The 16264-nt window shown below is 71.7% G+C and carries 15 protein-coding genes; all 15 read left to right on the top strand.

What is annotated here, in order from left to right:
* The first annotated feature begins 464 nt into the window (after positions 1–464).
* The 15 genes from rho (at position 465) to atpE (ending at position 16232) form a co-directional block, all read left to right on the top strand.
* Positions 465–2600, top strand: a complete 2136-nt coding sequence (gene rho, locus ACIBCT_RS11895) for a transcription termination factor Rho (protein ID WP_399187510.1) — start codon at positions 465–467, stop codon at positions 2598–2600.
* Positions 2601–2921: 321 nt separating this feature from the next.
* Positions 2922–4241 (top strand): sensor histidine kinase, encoded by a 1320-nt coding sequence (locus tag ACIBCT_RS11890; protein ID WP_399187508.1) that lies wholly within the window; start codon positions 2922–2924, stop codon positions 4239–4241.
* A 12-nt stretch (positions 4242–4253) separates the two neighbouring features.
* Entirely contained in the window at positions 4254–4898 is a 645-nt protein-coding gene (locus tag ACIBCT_RS11885; RefSeq protein ID WP_399187506.1) for a response regulator, read from the top strand.
* Positions 4899–5109: 211 nt separating this feature from the next.
* Positions 5110–5328 carry a 50S ribosomal protein L31 gene (rpmE, locus tag ACIBCT_RS11880; RefSeq protein ID WP_399187504.1) on the top strand — a complete coding sequence of 73 codons (219 nt, stop codon included), beginning with the start codon at positions 5110–5112 and terminating at the stop codon, positions 5326–5328.
* A gap of 101 nt (positions 5329–5429) precedes the next feature.
* A complete protein-coding gene (gene prfA, locus ACIBCT_RS11875; protein ID WP_399187502.1) occupies positions 5430–6482 on the top strand; it encodes a peptide chain release factor 1 in 1053 nt (350 codons plus the stop codon).
* 9 nt (positions 6483–6491) lie between these two features.
* The gene (gene prmC, locus ACIBCT_RS11870) at positions 6492–7346 is read left to right on the top strand and encodes a peptide chain release factor N(5)-glutamine methyltransferase (protein ID WP_399187500.1); all 855 of its coding nucleotides are present in this window, start codon (positions 6492–6494) and stop codon (positions 7344–7346) included.
* Between the two features lie 10 nt (positions 7347–7356).
* Positions 7357–8022 carry an L-threonylcarbamoyladenylate synthase gene (locus ACIBCT_RS11865; protein WP_399187498.1) on the top strand — a complete coding sequence of 222 codons (666 nt, stop codon included), beginning with the start codon at positions 7357–7359 and terminating at the stop codon, positions 8020–8022.
* A gap of 106 nt (positions 8023–8128) precedes the next feature.
* Positions 8129–10876: a hypothetical protein gene (locus ACIBCT_RS11860; RefSeq protein ID WP_399187496.1), complete on the top strand. Its 2748-nt coding sequence runs from the start codon at positions 8129–8131 to the stop codon at positions 10874–10876.
* A gap of 52 nt (positions 10877–10928) precedes the next feature.
* Positions 10929–11309 carry a hypothetical protein gene (locus ACIBCT_RS11855; protein WP_344888643.1) on the top strand — a complete coding sequence of 127 codons (381 nt, stop codon included), beginning with the start codon at positions 10929–10931 and terminating at the stop codon, positions 11307–11309.
* 200 nt (positions 11310–11509) lie between these two features.
* Positions 11510–12775 carry a serine hydroxymethyltransferase gene (gene glyA, locus ACIBCT_RS11850; RefSeq protein WP_399187494.1) on the top strand — a complete coding sequence of 422 codons (1266 nt, stop codon included), beginning with the start codon at positions 11510–11512 and terminating at the stop codon, positions 12773–12775.
* A 57-nt stretch (positions 12776–12832) separates the two neighbouring features.
* Entirely contained in the window at positions 12833–14203 is a 1371-nt protein-coding gene (locus ACIBCT_RS11845; protein ID WP_399187492.1) for a glycosyltransferase family 4 protein, read from the top strand.
* A gap of 152 nt (positions 14204–14355) precedes the next feature.
* Positions 14356–14781 (top strand): hypothetical protein, encoded by a 426-nt coding sequence (locus tag ACIBCT_RS11840; RefSeq protein ID WP_399187490.1) that lies wholly within the window; start codon positions 14356–14358, stop codon positions 14779–14781.
* A 78-nt stretch (positions 14782–14859) separates the two neighbouring features.
* Positions 14860–15075, top strand: a complete 216-nt coding sequence (locus tag ACIBCT_RS11835; RefSeq protein ID WP_344888631.1) for an AtpZ/AtpI family protein — start codon at positions 14860–14862, stop codon at positions 15073–15075.
* 67 nt (positions 15076–15142) lie between these two features.
* Complete coding sequence (gene atpB / locus ACIBCT_RS11830; RefSeq protein ID WP_399187488.1) at positions 15143–15934, top strand: F0F1 ATP synthase subunit A; 792 nt, start codon at positions 15143–15145, stop codon at positions 15932–15934.
* 70 nt (positions 15935–16004) lie between these two features.
* A complete protein-coding gene (gene atpE / locus ACIBCT_RS11825; RefSeq protein ID WP_068921643.1) occupies positions 16005–16232 on the top strand; it encodes an ATP synthase F0 subunit C in 228 nt (75 codons plus the stop codon).
* Positions 16233–16264: the final 32 nt, after the last annotated feature.

Here is a 16264-nt window from a genome sequence, read left to right as displayed (position 1 = left end):
GTCTCTTCGACCTTCAGGGAATAGCTGTGTGCGCTGGTGATGTTAGGCTGATAGCCGCACCAGGTGCCCCGCGTTGGGTGCGTGCTTGTCAGCCACACATCGCTGCATCATGTCTCACCTGTGAGGCGTGAGCGCCGCAGTGGCCTCCCCGAAATTCGCCGCCTCCGAACGCTCCACATTCGGTTGGGGCACCGAGAAGCGGTGTTTTCGGGGACATGCGCGTTCGATCTACCTCGACATCTGGTTGCCGGTTAGCGATCCGGGAGGTGTCCTCCAAGTCCCACCGTCGGCGATTCTCGATGGTGACGGCCTGGATACGCCTTCTCCGACAGCGGCGGCGGCCCTCCATGGGCCGTCGAGGATCGCGACGTGCAACCCGACCCGGTCTGTCCCACCGGGTCGATGGCACCACCGGGACGATTGGCTGATCATGGCCACGCCCGACCCCTGGGAAGGACCCATTAGTGAGCGACACCACCGAACTCCTCTCCGACGTCACCGGCACGCCGCCGGCGGCCGGTGACACCCCCACCCGCCCCGCGGCCAAGCCGCGCCGTCGCTCCGGCACCGGCCTGTCCGCCATGGTGCTGCCCGAGCTGCAGGCCATGGCCTCGGGCCTCGGCATCAGCGGGACGGGCCGGATGCGCAAGAGCCAGCTCATCGCGGCCATCCAGGAGAAGCAGGGCGTCTCCAGCGAGAGCGCCCAGGCTCCCGTCACCGTCCCGGAGACTCCGGCCGCGGCCGTCCCCGCCGTCGTGGCCGCCCCGGTCACCGAGCGTCCGGCGCGTACCCGCAGGGAACGTTCCCGCCCCGCCGTGGCCGCCGAGCCCGTCGTGGAGCAGGCGCCCCCGGCCGCGGCCCCCGAGCCCGTGGCCGCCGTGGTGGCGCCCGAGCCCGTCGTGGAGCAGCAGACCATCGACACCGTCCCGGCCGAGGGCCGTGGCGATCGTGGCGAGAGCCGCCGCGAGCGCGGCGAGCGCCGTGGACGCAACGGCGAGCGCGGCGAGCGGACCCGCGACCGCGGTGAGCGCGGTGAGCGCGGTGACCAGCGCGCCGCCGACGCCGGCCAGAACCGCTCCGAGCGGCTGAACGACCGTGGCGACCGCCTGAACGACCGTGGCGACCGCTCCGAGCGCCTGGGCGACCGCGGTGACCGCTCCGAGCGGCTCAACGACCGCGGTGACCGTGGCGACCGCCTGAACGACCGTGGCGACCGCTCCGAGCGCCTGGGCGACCGTGGCGACCGCTCCGAGCGGCTGAACGACCGCGGTGACCGCTCCGAGCGCGGTGACCGTGGCGAGCGCGCCGACCGGGGCCCGCAGAACCGCGGCCCCCAGGACCGCAACGACCAGCACGGGGTGGGCGAGGATGACGACCGCCGCGGCCGTCGCGGCCGGTTCCGCGAGCGCAACCGCCGTGGCCGTGACCGTTTCGACAGCAACGAGCCCGTGGTCGGCGACGACGACGTCCTGATCCCGATCGCCGGAATCCTCGACATCCTCGACAACTACGCGTTCGTCAGGACCAGCGGATACCTGCCCGGCTCCAACGACGTCTACGTCTCCCTGGCCCAGATCCGCCGCAACGGCCTGCGCAAGGGTGACGTGGTCACCGGCGCCGTCCGCCAGCCCCGCGACGGTGAGCGCCGCGAGAAGTTCAACGCGCTGGTCCGCCTCGACACGGTCAACGGCATGGACCCGGAGCAGGCCCGGCAGCGGCCCGACTTCAACAAGCTCGTCCCCCTCTACCCGCAGGAGCGCCTGCGTCTGGAGACCGAGCCGAACATCCTGACCACCCGCATCATCGACATGGTGGCCCCGATCGGCAAGGGGCAGCGCGGCCTCATCGTCTCCCCGCCCAAGGCCGGCAAGACGATGGTGCTCCAGTCGATCGCCAACGCGATCACCCGCAACAACCCCGAGTGCCACCTGATGGTCGTCCTGGTGGACGAGCGTCCGGAAGAGGTCACCGACATGCAGCGGTCGGTGAAGGGCGAGGTCATCCACTCGACCTTCGACCGTCCGGCCGAGGACCACACCACGGTCGCCGAGCTGGCGATCGAGCGGGCCAAGCGCCTGGTGGAGCTGGGCCACGACGTGGTCGTGCTGCTGGACTCGATCACCCGTCTGGGCCGCGCCTACAACCTCGCCGCCCCGGCCTCCGGCCGCATCCTGTCCGGTGGTGTCGACTCCACCGCGCTCTACCCGCCCAAGCGCTTCTTCGGCGCCGCCCGCAACATCGAGAACGGCGGCTCGCTGACGATCCTGGCCACCGCGCTGGTCGAGACCGGCTCGAAGATGGACGAGGTCATCTTCGAGGAGTTCAAGGGCACCGGAAACCTGGAGCTCAAGCTCAACCGCTCCCTGGCCGACAAGAGGATCTTCCCCGCGGTGGACGTCGACGCGTCCGGCACCCGCAAGGAGGAGATCCTGATGGGCAAGGACGAGCTCCAGATCACCTGGAAGCTCCGCCGGGTGCTGCACGCCCTCGACATGCAGCAGGCCCTCGAACTCCTCCTGGAGAAGATGAGGGAGACCAAGTCCAACGCGGAGTTCCTCCTGCAGGTGCAGAAGACGACGGTCAGCTCCGACCGGGACTGATCATCCGTGGTACGCGAACGCCCCGGCCGGGAAAGGCCGGGGCGTTCGGCGTCTCCAAAGCCCTTGCCCGGCCCCGCGCTTCGGGATATCCCTACTTCTGGGGACGGATTCTCGTACCGCGCGCCCCGTACCGGATGAGCCGTCCCCGTCCGGAGCGCGCGGAGGGCGCGGGCGCGATCACGGCCCGCGGGCACGGCCGGCGATCAGCCGGCGATCGGTCGGCGATCGGTCGGCGATCGGTCGGCGATCAGGGTCCACGCGGGCGCCACGCCCGTGACCGGACGGCCCGCGGCGGCGGGCGGGAACAGGGCGGGGAGGCGCATGACGGCCGAGACGGTGGCGGGCACGACCGTGGCCGGGACACCGCTCCGGCGGCGCGTGCCGCTCGGGCCGGACGGCCCCGTCGGCGTGCTGCTCGACCCGACGACCTGGCGGGCCGTGCCGTACCTGCTGGGGAGCATGTTCTACGGCCTGGCCTGCTTCGCGTTCCTGGCGGGGACGGTCCCGATCTCGCTGGTCCTGGTGATCGTCTGGGTCGGCCTGCCGCTGCTCGCCCTGACCATGCTGGCCTGGCGCGGGGCGGCGATGCTGGAGCGCAGGCTCCTGCGGACGGCCCTCGGCGTCGACATCCCCGACCCCTACCGGCCCTCCGAGGGCGACAACCTGTTCTTGCGCTGGAAGGACATGTTCGTCGACCCGGCGACCTGGAAGGACCTGCTCTACCTGCTGTTGCTGCTGCCGATCGGGATCGCGGAGTTCACCGTCTCGGTGGTCCTGTGGACCCTCGGGCTGGCCCTGACCCTCGCGCCGCTGCCGTCGATGCTGGCCGGGGAGCCGATGAACCCCGTCGGCGGGCTGGTGCTCGACACCGTGCCGGAGGCGCTGCTGTGCACGCTGGCCGGGCTGGCCCTGGTGCCGGTCGCCCTGTACGCGACCCGGGGGATGGCCTGGCTGCACGGCCTGCTCGGGGTCGCCCTGCTGGGCGCGAGCGAGAAGAGCCGGCTGGCCGCCCGCGCCGCGCACCTGCGGGCCAGCCGGGCGCGCGGGGTGGACGCGGCCGAGGCCGAGCGGCGCCGGATCGAGCGTGACCTGCACGACGGCGCCCAGCAGCGGCTGCTGTCGGTGGCGATGGACCTGGGCAGGGCCCAGGCCAAGCTGGACACCGCCCCGCAGGAGGCCAGGGAGCTCCTGGCCCAGGCCCACCGGGGCACCAAGGCCGCGATCGCCGAACTGCGCGACCTCGCCCGGGGCATCCACCCGGCGATCCTCACCGACCGGGGCCTGAACGCCGCCCTGTCGTCGCTGGCCGCCCGTGCCCCCGTACGGGTGGACCTGTCGGTGGAGGTCTCCCACCGTCCCCCGCCGGCGGTGGAGAGCATCGCCTACTTCGTGGTCGCCGAGTGCCTGACCAACCTGGCCAGGCACGCCGAGGCGACCGAGGCGTTCGTCCGGGTCAGCCGCCGGGGGCAGCGGGTGATCGTCGAGGTCTACGACAACGGGGTCGGTGCCGCGGTGCCCAGGCCCGGGGGCGGCCTGTCGGGGCTGGCCGACCGGGCGGCCACCATCGACGGCACCCTGAGCGTCGACAGCCCCCTCGGCGGCCCGACGATGATCAGGGCCGAGCTGCCCTGCGAGTGGTGAGGATCCGGACACGTGCGGGTGGTGATCGCCGAGGACTCGGTGCTGTTGCGCGAGGGGCTGGCCAGGCTGCTGGCGGACGGGGGCATCGAGACCGTCGGGGTGGCCGGGGACGGTCCCGGCCTGGTCACGGCGGTCGCCGAACACGATCCGGACCTGGCGGTCGTGGACGTGCGGATGCCGCCGACCCACACCGACGAGGGGTTGCGCGCCGCGCTCACGGCCAGGTCGGCCCGGCCCGGCCTGCCGATCCTCGTCCTGTCGCAGTACGTCGAGGAGCAGTACGCCACCGAGCTGATCGGCGGTGGCGCCGCGGCGGTCGGCTACCTGCTCAAGGAGCGGATCGCGGACGTGGCCGAGTTCCTCGACGCGGTACGCCGGGTGGCGGCCGGAGGGACGGTGATCGATCCCGAGGTGATCGGGCAGCTGCTGAGCGGCCGGCGCAGGGGCGATCCGCTGGAGTCGCTGACCGCCAGGGAGGGCGAGGTCCTGGCCCTGATGGCCGAGGGCCGCTCGAACGCGGCGGTGGCCGCGCGGCTGACGGTCACCGAGGGCGCCGTGGAGAAGCACATCTCCAGCATCTTCGGAAAACTCGGCCTGGAGCCCGCCACCGACGACCACCGGCGCGTCCTGGCCGTGCTGGCCTACCTGGGACGATGACGCCCGGATCCCGCGGGAGACCGGGAGCTCCAGGTGAGCGGGGGCGGGGAATGTCTTGTGGCCTGGGATGGTTGGAGGATCTGGCACACTGGTAGCCGAACCGTAGCGGTTCCGGTTCCCGCCCGCGCGCACCCCGTGTGCCGAGCGCGCAAGCCTCACAGGCGAGAGACAGTGGCGACCCGGCGACCGCGTTTTGGAGAGGAAAGACGACATGAAGCCCGACATCCACCCGGAGTACAACGCCACCCAGGTGACGTGTACCTGCGGTAACTCCTTCACCACCCGTAGCACGGCCAAGAACGGCGTGATCCACGCCGACGTGTGCTCCGCCTGCCACCCGTTCTACACGGGCAAGCAGAAGATCCTGGACACCGGCGGCCGGGTGGCGCGCTTCGAGAAGCGCTTCGGCAAGAAGCCCTCGGGCCAGTAGCACTCATCCCGACGCCGGCCCGACGGCCCCCGCATGGGGGCCCGGGTCGGCGTTCGTGGTGATGAGGCAGGCACAAAAGGGCTTTCAAGGAAGGACGCACGGTGAATCTCGACGAGCTGCTCAGTGAGTACGCCGAGCTGGAACTCAAGCTCGCCGACCCCTCCGTGCACGCCGACCAGAAGCAGGCGCGTACCTTCGGCCGGCGCTACGCCGAGCTGACCCCGATCATCGGCGCCTACCGGGAGCTGGAGGGCGTGCGGTCCGACCTCGGCACGGCGAAGGAGCTGGGAGCCGAGGACGAGGCGTTCGCCCAGGAGGCCAAGGAGCTCGAGGCCCGGATCCCCGAGCTGGAGGAGCGGCTCCGCCACCTGCTCGTGCCCCGCGATCCCAACGATGACAAGGACATCATCATGGAGATCAAGGCGGGCGAGGGCGGCGAGGAGTCGGCCCTGTTCGCCGGGGACCTGCTGCGGATGTACCTGCGCTACGCCGAGCGGGTCGGCTGGAAGACCGAGCTGATCGACGCCACCCATTCCGACCTCGGCGGCTACAAGGACGTCACGATCGCCCTGAAGGCCAGGGGCGACGAGGGCGTCTGGTCGCGGCTGAAGTTCGAGGGCGGCGTGCACCGCGTCCAGCGAGTGCCGGTCACCGAGTCGCAGGGGCGCATCCACACCAGCGCCGCGGGCGTGCTCGTCTACCCCGAGGTCGAGGACGTCGACGTCCAGATCGACCCGAACGACCTGCGCATCGACGTCTACCGCTCCAGCGGCCCGGGCGGGCAGAGCGTCAACACCACCGACTCGGCCGTGCGGATCACGCACGTCCCGACCGGCGTCGTCGCCTCCTGCCAGAACGAGAAGAGCCAGCTCCAGAACAAGGAGTCGGCCATGCGCATCCTGCGGGCCCGCCTGCAGGCCATCGCCGAGGAGGAGGCCAACGCCGCCGCCATGGCCGAGCGCAAGTCCCAGATCCGCACGGTCGACCGATCCGAGCGCATCCGCACCTACAACTACCCCGAGAACCGGATCTCCGACCACCGTGTCGGCTTCAAGGCCTACAACCTCGACCAGGTGCTCGACGGAGACCTCACGGCCGTCATCCAGTCCCTGCTCGACGCCGAGATGGCGGAGAAGCTCGCCGCCCATTCATAGAACGCGCCCATGACCTTTCTGCTGGACGAGATCGCCCTCGCCACCGCCCGGCTCGCCGAGGCAGGTGTGCCGTCGCCGCGCACCGACGCCGAGGAGATCGCCGCGTGTGTGCACGGCGTACGGCGCAGCGAGCTGCACACCGTCAAGGACTCCGACTTCGACGCCCTGTTCTGGGAGGGGGTCGCCCGCAGGGAGTCGCGCGAGCCGTTGCAGCACATCACCGGACGGGCCTACTTCCGCTACCTGTCCCTGGAGGTCGGGCCCGGCGTGTTCGTGCCGCGCCCGGAGACCGAGGTCATGGCGGGCTGGGCCATCGACCGGCTGCGCGAGATGGACGTCGCCTCGCCCGTGGTCGTCGACCTCGGCACCGGGTCGGGCGCCATCGCGCTGTCCATCGCCCAGGAGGTCGCGCTGGCCACCGTGCACGCGGTCGAGGTCGATCCCGACGCCTACGGCTGGGCCAAGCGCAACATCATCGAGCACGGCCAGGGCCGCGTCCACCTGCACCCCGAGGACCTCACCGACGCCCTGGACGAGCTGAACGGCCAGGTCGACCTGGTGGTCTCCAACCCGCCCTACATCCCGCCCGGCGCGGTCCCCCGCGACCCCGAGGTCCGTGACTACGATCCGCGCCGCGCGCTGTACGGGTCGGGCAGCGACGGCCTCGACGAGGTCAGGGCGGTCGAGAGGACCGCGAGAAGGCTGCTGCGTCCCGGCGGGTTCGTCGCCGTGGAACACGCCGACCAGCAGGGCACCCCGGTCTATCTGATCTTCTCCGAGGAGAACGGCTGGCGCGACGTGCGCAGCCGCCAGGACCTGACCCGCAGGGACCGCTTCGTGACCGCTCGATTCGGCCAGGAATAGGATGCACGCCGTGAGCCGACGTTATGACTGCACCGACACCGAGCAGCGAGCCGCGGGCCTGACCGAGGCCGCGTCCGCGCTGCGCCGCGGCGAGCTCGTGGTGCTGCCGACCGACACCGTCTACGGCATCGGCGCCGACGCCTTCACGCCCGCCGCGGTCTCCGCGCTGCTGGAGGCCAAGGGCCGCGGCCGCGACATGCCGGTGCCCGTGCTGGTCGGCACGGTCCGCGCCGCGAACGCCCTGGTGGAGAACCTCGGCCCGTACGGCCAGGATCTCGTCGACGCCTTCTGGCCGGGCCCGCTCACGCTGATCTGCCGGGTGAACCGGTCGCTGTCGTGGGACCTCGGCGACGCCAAGGGCACCGTCGCCGTCCGGATGCCGCAGCACCCGGTCGCCATCGACCTGCTCAAGGAGACCGGCCCGCTGGCCGTCTCCAGCGCCAACCGCTCCGGCGCGCCCCCGGCCGTCGACGCCGACGACGCGGAGAAGCAGCTCGGCGAGTCGGTCTCGGTGTACCTCGACGCCGGGCGGTGCGACAGCGACGTCCCCTCGACGATCCTCGACCTGACCACGGCGGTTCCCAGGCTGCTGCGCCGCGGTGCGCTCCCGGTGGAGAGGCTGCGCGGCGTGATCGGCTACGTGGCGACGGACGCCGGTCCGGAGCCCACCGGCTGACCAGCGCACGGGCCATATGCCGTGATCCATGCCGTCTGATTATCATCGTGACGCGAGGCGGTCTCCCCGGTACCTTGAAATGGGCCGACACTTCCGGGAGACGTGCATGGGCAAGTTCGAAGGAATGGACCCCAAGCTGGTCCGCGATCTGCTGTCCGAGGTGAAGCAGGCGGCCGAGCAGATGCGCGACGCCGAGGGCAGGGTGACCCGGCTGATGAGCGGGGCGGGGCTGTCCTCGCAGTCGGCCCACAGGCCCGTGCAGATCGCCGAGGCGTGCGACGTGATGGTCCGCGACGTCTCCGCCCGCGTGGCGCTGCTGGAGAAGAGGATCAGCCAGAACACCGCGGCGCCGTCCACCGAGCCGAAGGCCGGGGACGCCAAGGCCGAGGCCGGGTCCCAGAAGGACGCCGCGAAGCCCGGGACGGACTCCCAGGGAGAGGCAGAGGGCGACGGGACCGGCACCCCCAAGGGGGACGCCTCCGCGCCGGGGACCTCCAAGGCGGAGACCTCCGGCAGGGACGACGGGACGCGGACGCCCAAGGAGTCCGGGGACGGGCCGCGCGTCGGCGACCAGTCGGCCGGGAACACGCGGAGCGACGACCCCAAGGGCCGCCCCGAGTCCGGCACCGGCTCCGACTCCCCCCGGGACGCGAAGGGCGGCGAGCCCAGGTCCGGGGCGGAGGAGGCCAAGCCCCAGACCGGCTCGAAGGCCGACGAGACCTCCCCGCGCGGTGGCTCGGAGAAGCCGTCGGAGCCGGGGGCGGACGACCGGAGGACGCCGGAACACAAGACGCCGGAACAGGGGACGGGAGACCGGAGACCCGAGGCGCAGGGCCCCGAGCGGAAGCCGGAGCCGCAGGGCACGGACGACCGTAAGCCGGAGACCGGATCGAAGGGCGACGAGACCTCCCCGCGAGGCGGGGACACGACGCCCAAGGAGACGATCAAGCCCGCCGATCCCACGCCCCGCGAGACCGTCCGGCCCGACTCCGGCCCCGAGGCCCCGCGCGGCGAGGACTCCCGTCAGCAGGCCCCCGAGCGCGACACGACGCCCGCCCCCAAGGCCCCCGAGCGCGACACGGTTCCCGCCCCGCAGCCCCCCGAGCGCGACACGGTCCCGGCCCCGCAGGCTCCCGAGCGCGATTCCACGCCCCCGCCGCCCCGGCAGGACTCCGCCCCGGCCCCGCAGGCCCCACAGGCCCCGCAGGCCCCCGAGGCGCCCCGGCAGGACTCGGCGCCGGCTCCGGAGACGCCCCGGGCCGACGACGCCCGGCCGCAGACGCCCAGGGTCGAGGACCTGAAGCCCGCCGTTCCCGGACCGGGCGAGGGCGGGGAGAACGGACGGCAGCCCGTCGACACGGCACCCCGCGAGGCCCCCCGCACCGACACCGTCCCGCCCCCGCAGGCCCCCGAGCGGGAGGCCGCGCCCCAGGCGCCGGCGCCCGAGGCCCCGCCACAGGATTCCACGCCTCCCGCGCCCCGGCAGGACTCCGCGCCCGCCCCGCAGGCCCCCGAGGCGCCCCGCCAGGACTCCGCCCCGGCCCCGCAGGTCCCCGAGGCGCCCCGGCAGGACTCCGCCCCGGCCCCGCAGGTCCCCGAGGCGCCCCGTCAGGACCTCGTGCCCGAGGCGCCCAGGGCCGACGACGCGCGGCCGGAGACCGCCGACGTGAACGAGCGGACGCCCCGGGGGGAGGACTCCACCGGGACCGCGCCGTCGAAAGACCCCGACGCCAAGGACGCCCCCGGGACCAAGGGCGACGAGCGCTCGCCCAGGCAGGAGGGCGGCACCTCCGGTGGCCCGATCCTCGACGGCCCCGCCAAGGACCACCCCGACGACATCGACCAGAGAGGCGATTCCGGGCCGAAGGTCGTGGAGGTCGACGGGGTGAAGGTGCTGCAGATCCCGCTGGACTCGCCCACGGCGGCCGAGGTCGACGAGCTGCTCAAGAACATCGAGGACATACCGCCGCTGGGCACGCCCGCCGCCGAGGGCGTCTCCGCGACGGCGGGGCAGCCCGGCTGGGTCGAGCCGCACGCCCCGCTCGACTCCGCCAGGCCCGACCATCCCGTCCTCGACACGGCGGGCCCGGTCACCGACCAGACCGTCCAGCCCCCGGGCACGGGCGGCGAGGCCGCCTCCGGCTCCACCGGTACGGCCCCCGCCGAGGCGCCCCGTCCGGCGGGCACGGTCTCCGGTGAGGCGGCCGTGCAGACGGCCGGTACGGCCTCCGGTGAGGCCGCCGTCCGTCAGGCGGGGACCACGGGAGAGGCGCCCCCGCAGCCCGCCCAGGCGCCGCAGACGGGCGGTCAGACGCCCTCCGTCGGAGATCCGCTCTCCGGCGAGGCGCCCGCGCCGCAGGGCGAGGGGCGGGGTGAGGGGTCGGTGTCCCGGTGGGCCGATGACGGTAGTGACGTGGTCTCGGCGGAGGCGGGCCGGGTGGATCCGGACGCGCTCAGGACGCTCGCCGACAACGCCCGCGGGATCGAGCCCCTGGAGATGCCCGGCGAGGACGCGTCCGCGCGCCAGGACGAGCGCCAGGGTGAAAGGCCCGGCGAGCGGCAGGGCGAGGCGCCCGAGTCGCGAGGCGAGGGGCCGGCGTCTCGGTGGGCCGATGACGGTAGTGACGTGGTCTCGGCGGAGGCGGGCCGGGTGGATCCGGACGCGCTCAGGACGCTCGCCGACAACGCCCGCGGGATCGAGCCCCTGGAGATGCCCGGTGTCCAGGTGCCGGACGGGGAGACCTGGGGCGAGGGCGCCTGGGCCCCCATGGACGTGGGGCCCGACGGCCCGGCGGGCGACGTGGATCCCACGGATCCGGTACGGCCCGTCCCGCCCCCGGGAGGCGGGCGATGACGAGCGGTGAGCAGGGCGCGGGGAGCGTGTCAGCGACGGTGAGGAGCCTGTGATGTTCGTGGATCCACCCGCACCGCAGCCGATGCAGCCGGGGGAGACCCCGCCGGTCTCGTCCGGGGGCGGGCTGCCGTCCTCGGACACCACCACGTCGTGGGAGTTCAACCCCGACTACCAGCGGCTGGTCATGATGTGGAGGCAGGTGCTGCCCGAGCTCGACAGGCTGGCCGCCAGCCTGGACAAGGCGTACCGGCTCGCCAGGAGCAGGGACGTCTGGGACGCGCCGGTCTCGGGCCGCTACGTCGAGGACATGACGGAGTGGCGTACCCGCCTGGGGCTGTACCGGCAGGCGATCCTGACCTCGATCAGCGACCAGGCGGCCGACACGCCGAGGTGGATCCCGGCCGGGGCCGGGGCCCCGCACGCGTTCTCGTAGACGCGGGACGCACCCGCGCCGCGCCCCGCCGCGGACTCGAGGCCCGTGCCCGCCGCGCCTCCCGATCCCCGTCGGACGCACCCGCACCACACGGCGCGGCGACACGCCTTCCCCGGACAATGCGCCCCTGACCTGGGACATCCGAGGTGACCGGGCTTACAGTGGGGGAGTCGTCATCTTCGGGATGCGGGATGTGAGTCATGGGCACGGAGCCGTACTACGGGCCGGATTTCGGCCTCCTGCAGCGGGAGGACCCGGAGATCGCGCAGGTGCTCCTCGACGAGCTCGACCGGCTCCGCGGGGGCCTCCAGCTGATCGCCAGCGAGAACTTCACCTCGCCCGCGGTGCTCGCCGCGCTCGGCTCGACGCTCACCAACAAGTACGCCGAGGGCTACCCCGGCAGGCGCTACTACGCCGGGTGCGAGGTCGTCGACCGGGCCGAGCGGCTCGCGATCGACCGGGCCAGGCGGTTGTTCGGCGCCGAGCACGTGAACGTGCAGCCGCACTCCGGAGCCTCGGCGAACCTGGCGGCCTACGCGGCCCTGCTCCGGCCGGGGGACACCGCGCTGGCGATGGAGCTCTCGCACGGGGGCCACCTCACCCACGGGTCCAAGGTCAACTTCTCCGGCCGGTGGTTCGACGTGGTGGCCTACGGCGTGCGCCGGGACACCGAGCTGATCGACTACGACGAGGTCAGGGAGCTGGCGCTGCGCCACCGGCCCAAGATGATCATATGCGGCGCCACGGCCTACCCCCGGGAGATCGACTTCGCCGCGTTCCGGGGGATCGCCGACGAGGTGGGCGCCTGGCTGCTCGCCGACGTCGCGCACACCGTGGGCCTGATGGCCGGTGGCGCCCTGCCCTCGGCCGTGCCGTACGCGGACGTGGTGACCTTCACCACCCACAAGGCGCTGCGCGGCCCGAGGGGCGGCGGGATCATGTGCACGGAGGAGCTGGGGCCCAGGATCGACCGCGCGGTCTTCCCGTTCGTGCAGGGCGGCCCGCTGATGAACGCGGTGGCGGCCAAGGCGGTGGCGTTCGGCGAGGCATTGCGGCCGGAGTTCGCCCGGTACGCGCGGCAGGTGGTGGCGAACGCCCGGGTGCTGGCCGACGCGCTGGCCGCCGAGGGCATGCGGCCGGTCTCCGGGGGAACGGACAGCCACCTGGCGCTGATCGACCTGCGCGACGCCGGGATCTCCGGCGCGACGGCCGAGGAGCGCTGCCAGGCCGCCGGGATCACCCTCAACCGCAACGCGATCCCCTACGATCCGGAGCCGCCCACCGTGACCTCCGGGATCCGGGTCGGCACCCCCTGCGTCACCACGCAGGGGATGGGCGTCGAGGAGATGAAGGAGGTGGCCTCGATGGTGGCGCAGGTCGTCCGGAGCCCGGACGCGGTGGGCGAGATCCGGGAGCGCGTCGCCGCACTGACGAGCGCCCACCGCATATATCCCAGCGAACTATGAGCTGTTCTGTGTCGTTTTCCGGTCACAGCGGGCCGGACTATCCGCGAAACTGGTCCTGTGCGCGAATACCTACTCATGGCATTGGTCGCCGCGGCGGTGACGTACCTTCTGGTCCCGCTGGTGCGCGCCTTCGCCATCCGCATCGGCGCGATGCCCGAGGTCCGCGATCGTGACGTGCACACCACGCCGACACCCCGGCTCGGGGGTCTCGCGATGTACGGCGGCCTCGTCGCCGGCCTGCTGATCGCCACCGAGCTGCCCTACTCCGGGGGCAACCTGGCGGCCGTGGGCCAGGGCAACACGGCGATCGCGCTGATCGCCGCGGGGGGGCTGATCACGCTGACCGGCTTCCTGGACGACTGGCTGGGAATGGACGCCCTGGTCAAGCTCGCCGGGCAGATCGGCGCGGCCGGGGTGCTGGTCGCCTTCGGGGTCACCCTGCCGTGGCTGCCGTTCCCCACCTCGATGGGCGGGATCATCGTCCTGGACTCCATGCTGAGCCCGATCATCACGATCCTGATCGTGGTCGTCACCATCAACGCGGTGAACTTCGTCGACGGGCTGGACGGGCTGGCCGCGGGGATCATCGGTATCGCCGCCATGGCCACCTGGACCTACTCGGTGCAGCTGTCGAAGGAGTTCGGCGCCACCAGCATCAACGTCACGGCGCTCATCGCCTCGGTGCTCATCGGCGTCTGCCTGGGCTTCCTGCCGCACAACTTCCACCCGGCGAAGATCTTCATGGGGGACACCGGGGCGATGCTGATCGGCCTGGTGCTCGCCTCCACCATGATCACCATCACCCAGCTCGACTCCACCGACATCAACAAGTTCCCGGTGATCCTGCCCGTGCTGGTGCCGGTCGCGATCCTGGTGCTCCCGCTGCTGGACCTGATCATGGCGGTGGTCAGGCGCACCTCCAACGGCCTGTCGCCGTTCGCGCCCGACCGCGGTCACCTCCACCACCGCCTGCTGGACTTCGGCCACTCGCACCGGCGCAGCGTCCTGATCATGTACGCGTGGACGTTCCTGTTCGCCTTCTCGGTCGTGGGCCTGTCCATCGAGGGTGTCCCGGTGATCGTGTTCCCGGTGATCGTGCTGCTCGCGGTGGGCGTCCTGGTGATGATGGCCCTGCCGCGCCTGCGCGCCCGCCGCGACACCGGCGGGGAGGGCGGGGCCGGTGGCCGGGGTCCGCTCACGGTCCTGCCCTCCGACGGGCCGCTCCCGCCCGCCGACGGCCCGGGACGGCACGCCCGCCCGGAGACGCCGGCGCCGCCGCCGGTCCCGGCGCGCCCCCACCCCTACCCGTCGCGGCCGCCGGGTCCGCGCTCGGTCGCGGGCGACGACACCGCGCCGCTGGGCGTGCTGCCCGACCTGTCACTCACCGCTCCCCGCCAGGGCTTCTCAAACCCTGAGACGCCCCTGTGAGGCGGCTCCGCCCGCCTCTTGATCGTTCACTTGAAACGGCAGGTAAAGGCGCTCTTCCCTGAGCTTGTGATAGCTTTCACTAGCAGGTCGCCGGCGGCGCCGGACCTGCGAGGTAGCAATCGCTCGCTTGATAACAGTCACCGGGAGTGTCGATGCAGGCCAACGACATGCGTCTCCTCAAGGGAGCCGTGGTGCCCACGGTGCTCGTGGGTCTGGTCGTGATCGGCGTCGCGGCCCTCCTGGCCGGGTTCCAGGGGGCGCTCGGCGCCGCGATCGGGGCGCTCGTCGTCTGCGTCTTCTTCGCCCTCGGCATCGTCGCGGTCTCCTACGCCGGCCGCGTCTCGCCGATGATGATGATGACCGCCGCGGTGCTGACGTACGCGGTGAAGATCATCATCGTGATGGCGCTGCTCAAGACGTTCGAGGACGCCACCGCGTTCGAGCCGAAGGCGTTCGGCTGGGCCGTCATCGTCTGCACGATCGCCTGGACGGTGGGCGAGATGCGCGGCTTCATGAAGCTCAAGATGCTGTACGTCGACCCGGAGGCCCCCGTTCCGGGTCAGGGCGGGCCGCGATGAGGCGTATGATCTCGCTGGCGCCTCAGCTCCCACCCGATATGACTAGTCCTCACCACGGCTGCTATCGTCATGCCCGCGATGAGCGAAAAGAAAATCCGGCCCGAAGACGACGGCCGCGACTTCGCCAGCGCCGCATGGTCGATCCCCAGCTATCTCCTCTCCGGGATGATCCTTTACGGCGGTGCGGGCTGGTTGCTGTCCGAGTGGACAGGCGTGGTCGCCTTCACTCCGATCGGGCTGATCCTCGGGGTCGCTCTAGCCGTCTACCTGGTCTACCGGAAGTACGGTCGCTAGCCTTCGGCGGCGGTCGCTTCGCTGACGAAGCCATTTCGATCAACTACCACGCTGAAGGGAACGCCGCGTGAGCACGCTGACGCTCCTCGCTCCCGGGGACGAGTTCACGCCTCCGGGACTCGAACTCTTCGACGCCGCCCCGATCATCGCCGGTGTCTCCTGGTTCACGAAGCCGGTGCTGCTGGCCCTGCTGAGCACGGTCCTCGTCATCGGCTTCTGCTGGTCGGCCTTCGGCAGCCCGAAGCTGGTGCCGCGGGGTGTGCAGAACGTCGGCGAGATGGGCTACATGTTCGTCCGCGACCAGGTCGCCCGGCCGTTCCTCGGCAAGGACGCCGACCGGTGGATGGGCCTGCTGCTCAGCATGTTCTTCATGGTCTGGGTGTGGAACCTGATGGGCGTCATCCCGGGCCTGCAGTTCCCGGTCGCCTCGCACATCGCCTTCCCGGTCGTGCTGGCGCTGAGCGTCTACTTCCTCAAGATCTACCTTGGTATCAAGCACCAGGGCGCCATCGGCTACTTCAAGAACATGATGTTCCCGCCGGGGCTGCCCAAGCCGATCTACGTGCTGCTGGCCCCGATCGAGTTCCTGTCCAACCTGATCATCGCGCCCTTCACGCACGCGGTGCGACTGTTCGCCAACATGTTCGCCGGTCACATCATCCTGGCCTTCTTCAGCCTCGTCGGCTTCTGGTTCCTCTTCGAGAAGCTCACCCCGCTGGGGGCCCCGCTCGGCGTGATCGGCGTGATCATGACGATCGCGATGACGGGCTTCGAGATGTTCATCCAGTTCCTGCAGGCGTTCCTGTTCGCGATGCTCGCCGCGATGTACATCGGCAACTCGCTCCACGCCGACCACTAGACGCACAGACCTCCCTCGAATATCCAGACCGGTGACCCTTCACCGGCCGACCTGTAAAGGAAACACACTCATGGGAATCCTCGCTGAGGTCACCGGCTCCCTCGGTTCCATCGGTTACGGCCTCGCCGCGATCGGCCCCGGCATCGGCGTCGGCATCATCTTCGGTCAGGGTGTGCAGGCCATCGCCCGCCAGCCCGAGGCCTACGGCCTGATCCGCCAGAACATGCTGCTCGGCTTCGTCCTCACCGAGGCGCTGGCCCTCATCGGCCTCGTCGCGCCGTTCATGTTCGGTCGCTAAACGCAGAAAACCTCTGACGGAAGGCTGCATAA

The sequence above is a fragment of the Streptosporangium sp. NPDC050855 genome, from assembly GCF_044456585.1.
In the GTDB taxonomy this organism is placed as follows: domain Bacteria; phylum Actinomycetota; class Actinomycetes; order Streptosporangiales; family Streptosporangiaceae; genus Streptosporangium; species Streptosporangium longisporum.
The sequence above is the reverse complement of the archived record's forward strand: the minus strand, read 5'-3'. Positions and strand labels throughout refer to the sequence as shown.

Excerpts from the sequence above, each read along its gene's own strand:
- ACIBCT_RS11890 (WP_399187508.1), top strand. The coding sequence starts at position 2,922 with ATGACGGCCGAGACGGTGGCGGGCACGACCGTGGCCGGGACACCGCTC.
- rpmE (WP_399187504.1), top strand. The coding sequence starts at position 5,110 with ATGAAGCCCGACATCCACCCGGAGTACAACGCCACCCAGGTGACGTGT.
- prmC (WP_399187500.1), top strand. The coding sequence starts at position 6,492 with ATGACCTTTCTGCTGGACGAGATCGCCCTCGCCACCGCCCGGCTCGCC.
- ACIBCT_RS11860 (WP_399187496.1), top strand. The coding sequence starts at position 8,129 with ATGGGCAAGTTCGAAGGAATGGACCCCAAGCTGGTCCGCGATCTGCTG.
- ACIBCT_RS11855 (WP_344888643.1), top strand. The coding sequence starts at position 10,929 with ATGTTCGTGGATCCACCCGCACCGCAGCCGATGCAGCCGGGGGAGACC.
- glyA (WP_399187494.1), top strand. The coding sequence starts at position 11,510 with ATGGGCACGGAGCCGTACTACGGGCCGGATTTCGGCCTCCTGCAGCGG.
- ACIBCT_RS11840 (WP_399187490.1), top strand. The coding sequence starts at position 14,356 with ATGCAGGCCAACGACATGCGTCTCCTCAAGGGAGCCGTGGTGCCCACG.
- ACIBCT_RS11835 (WP_344888631.1), top strand. The coding sequence starts at position 14,860 with ATGAGCGAAAAGAAAATCCGGCCCGAAGACGACGGCCGCGACTTCGCC.
- atpE (WP_068921643.1), top strand. The coding sequence starts at position 16,005 with ATGGGAATCCTCGCTGAGGTCACCGGCTCCCTCGGTTCCATCGGTTAC.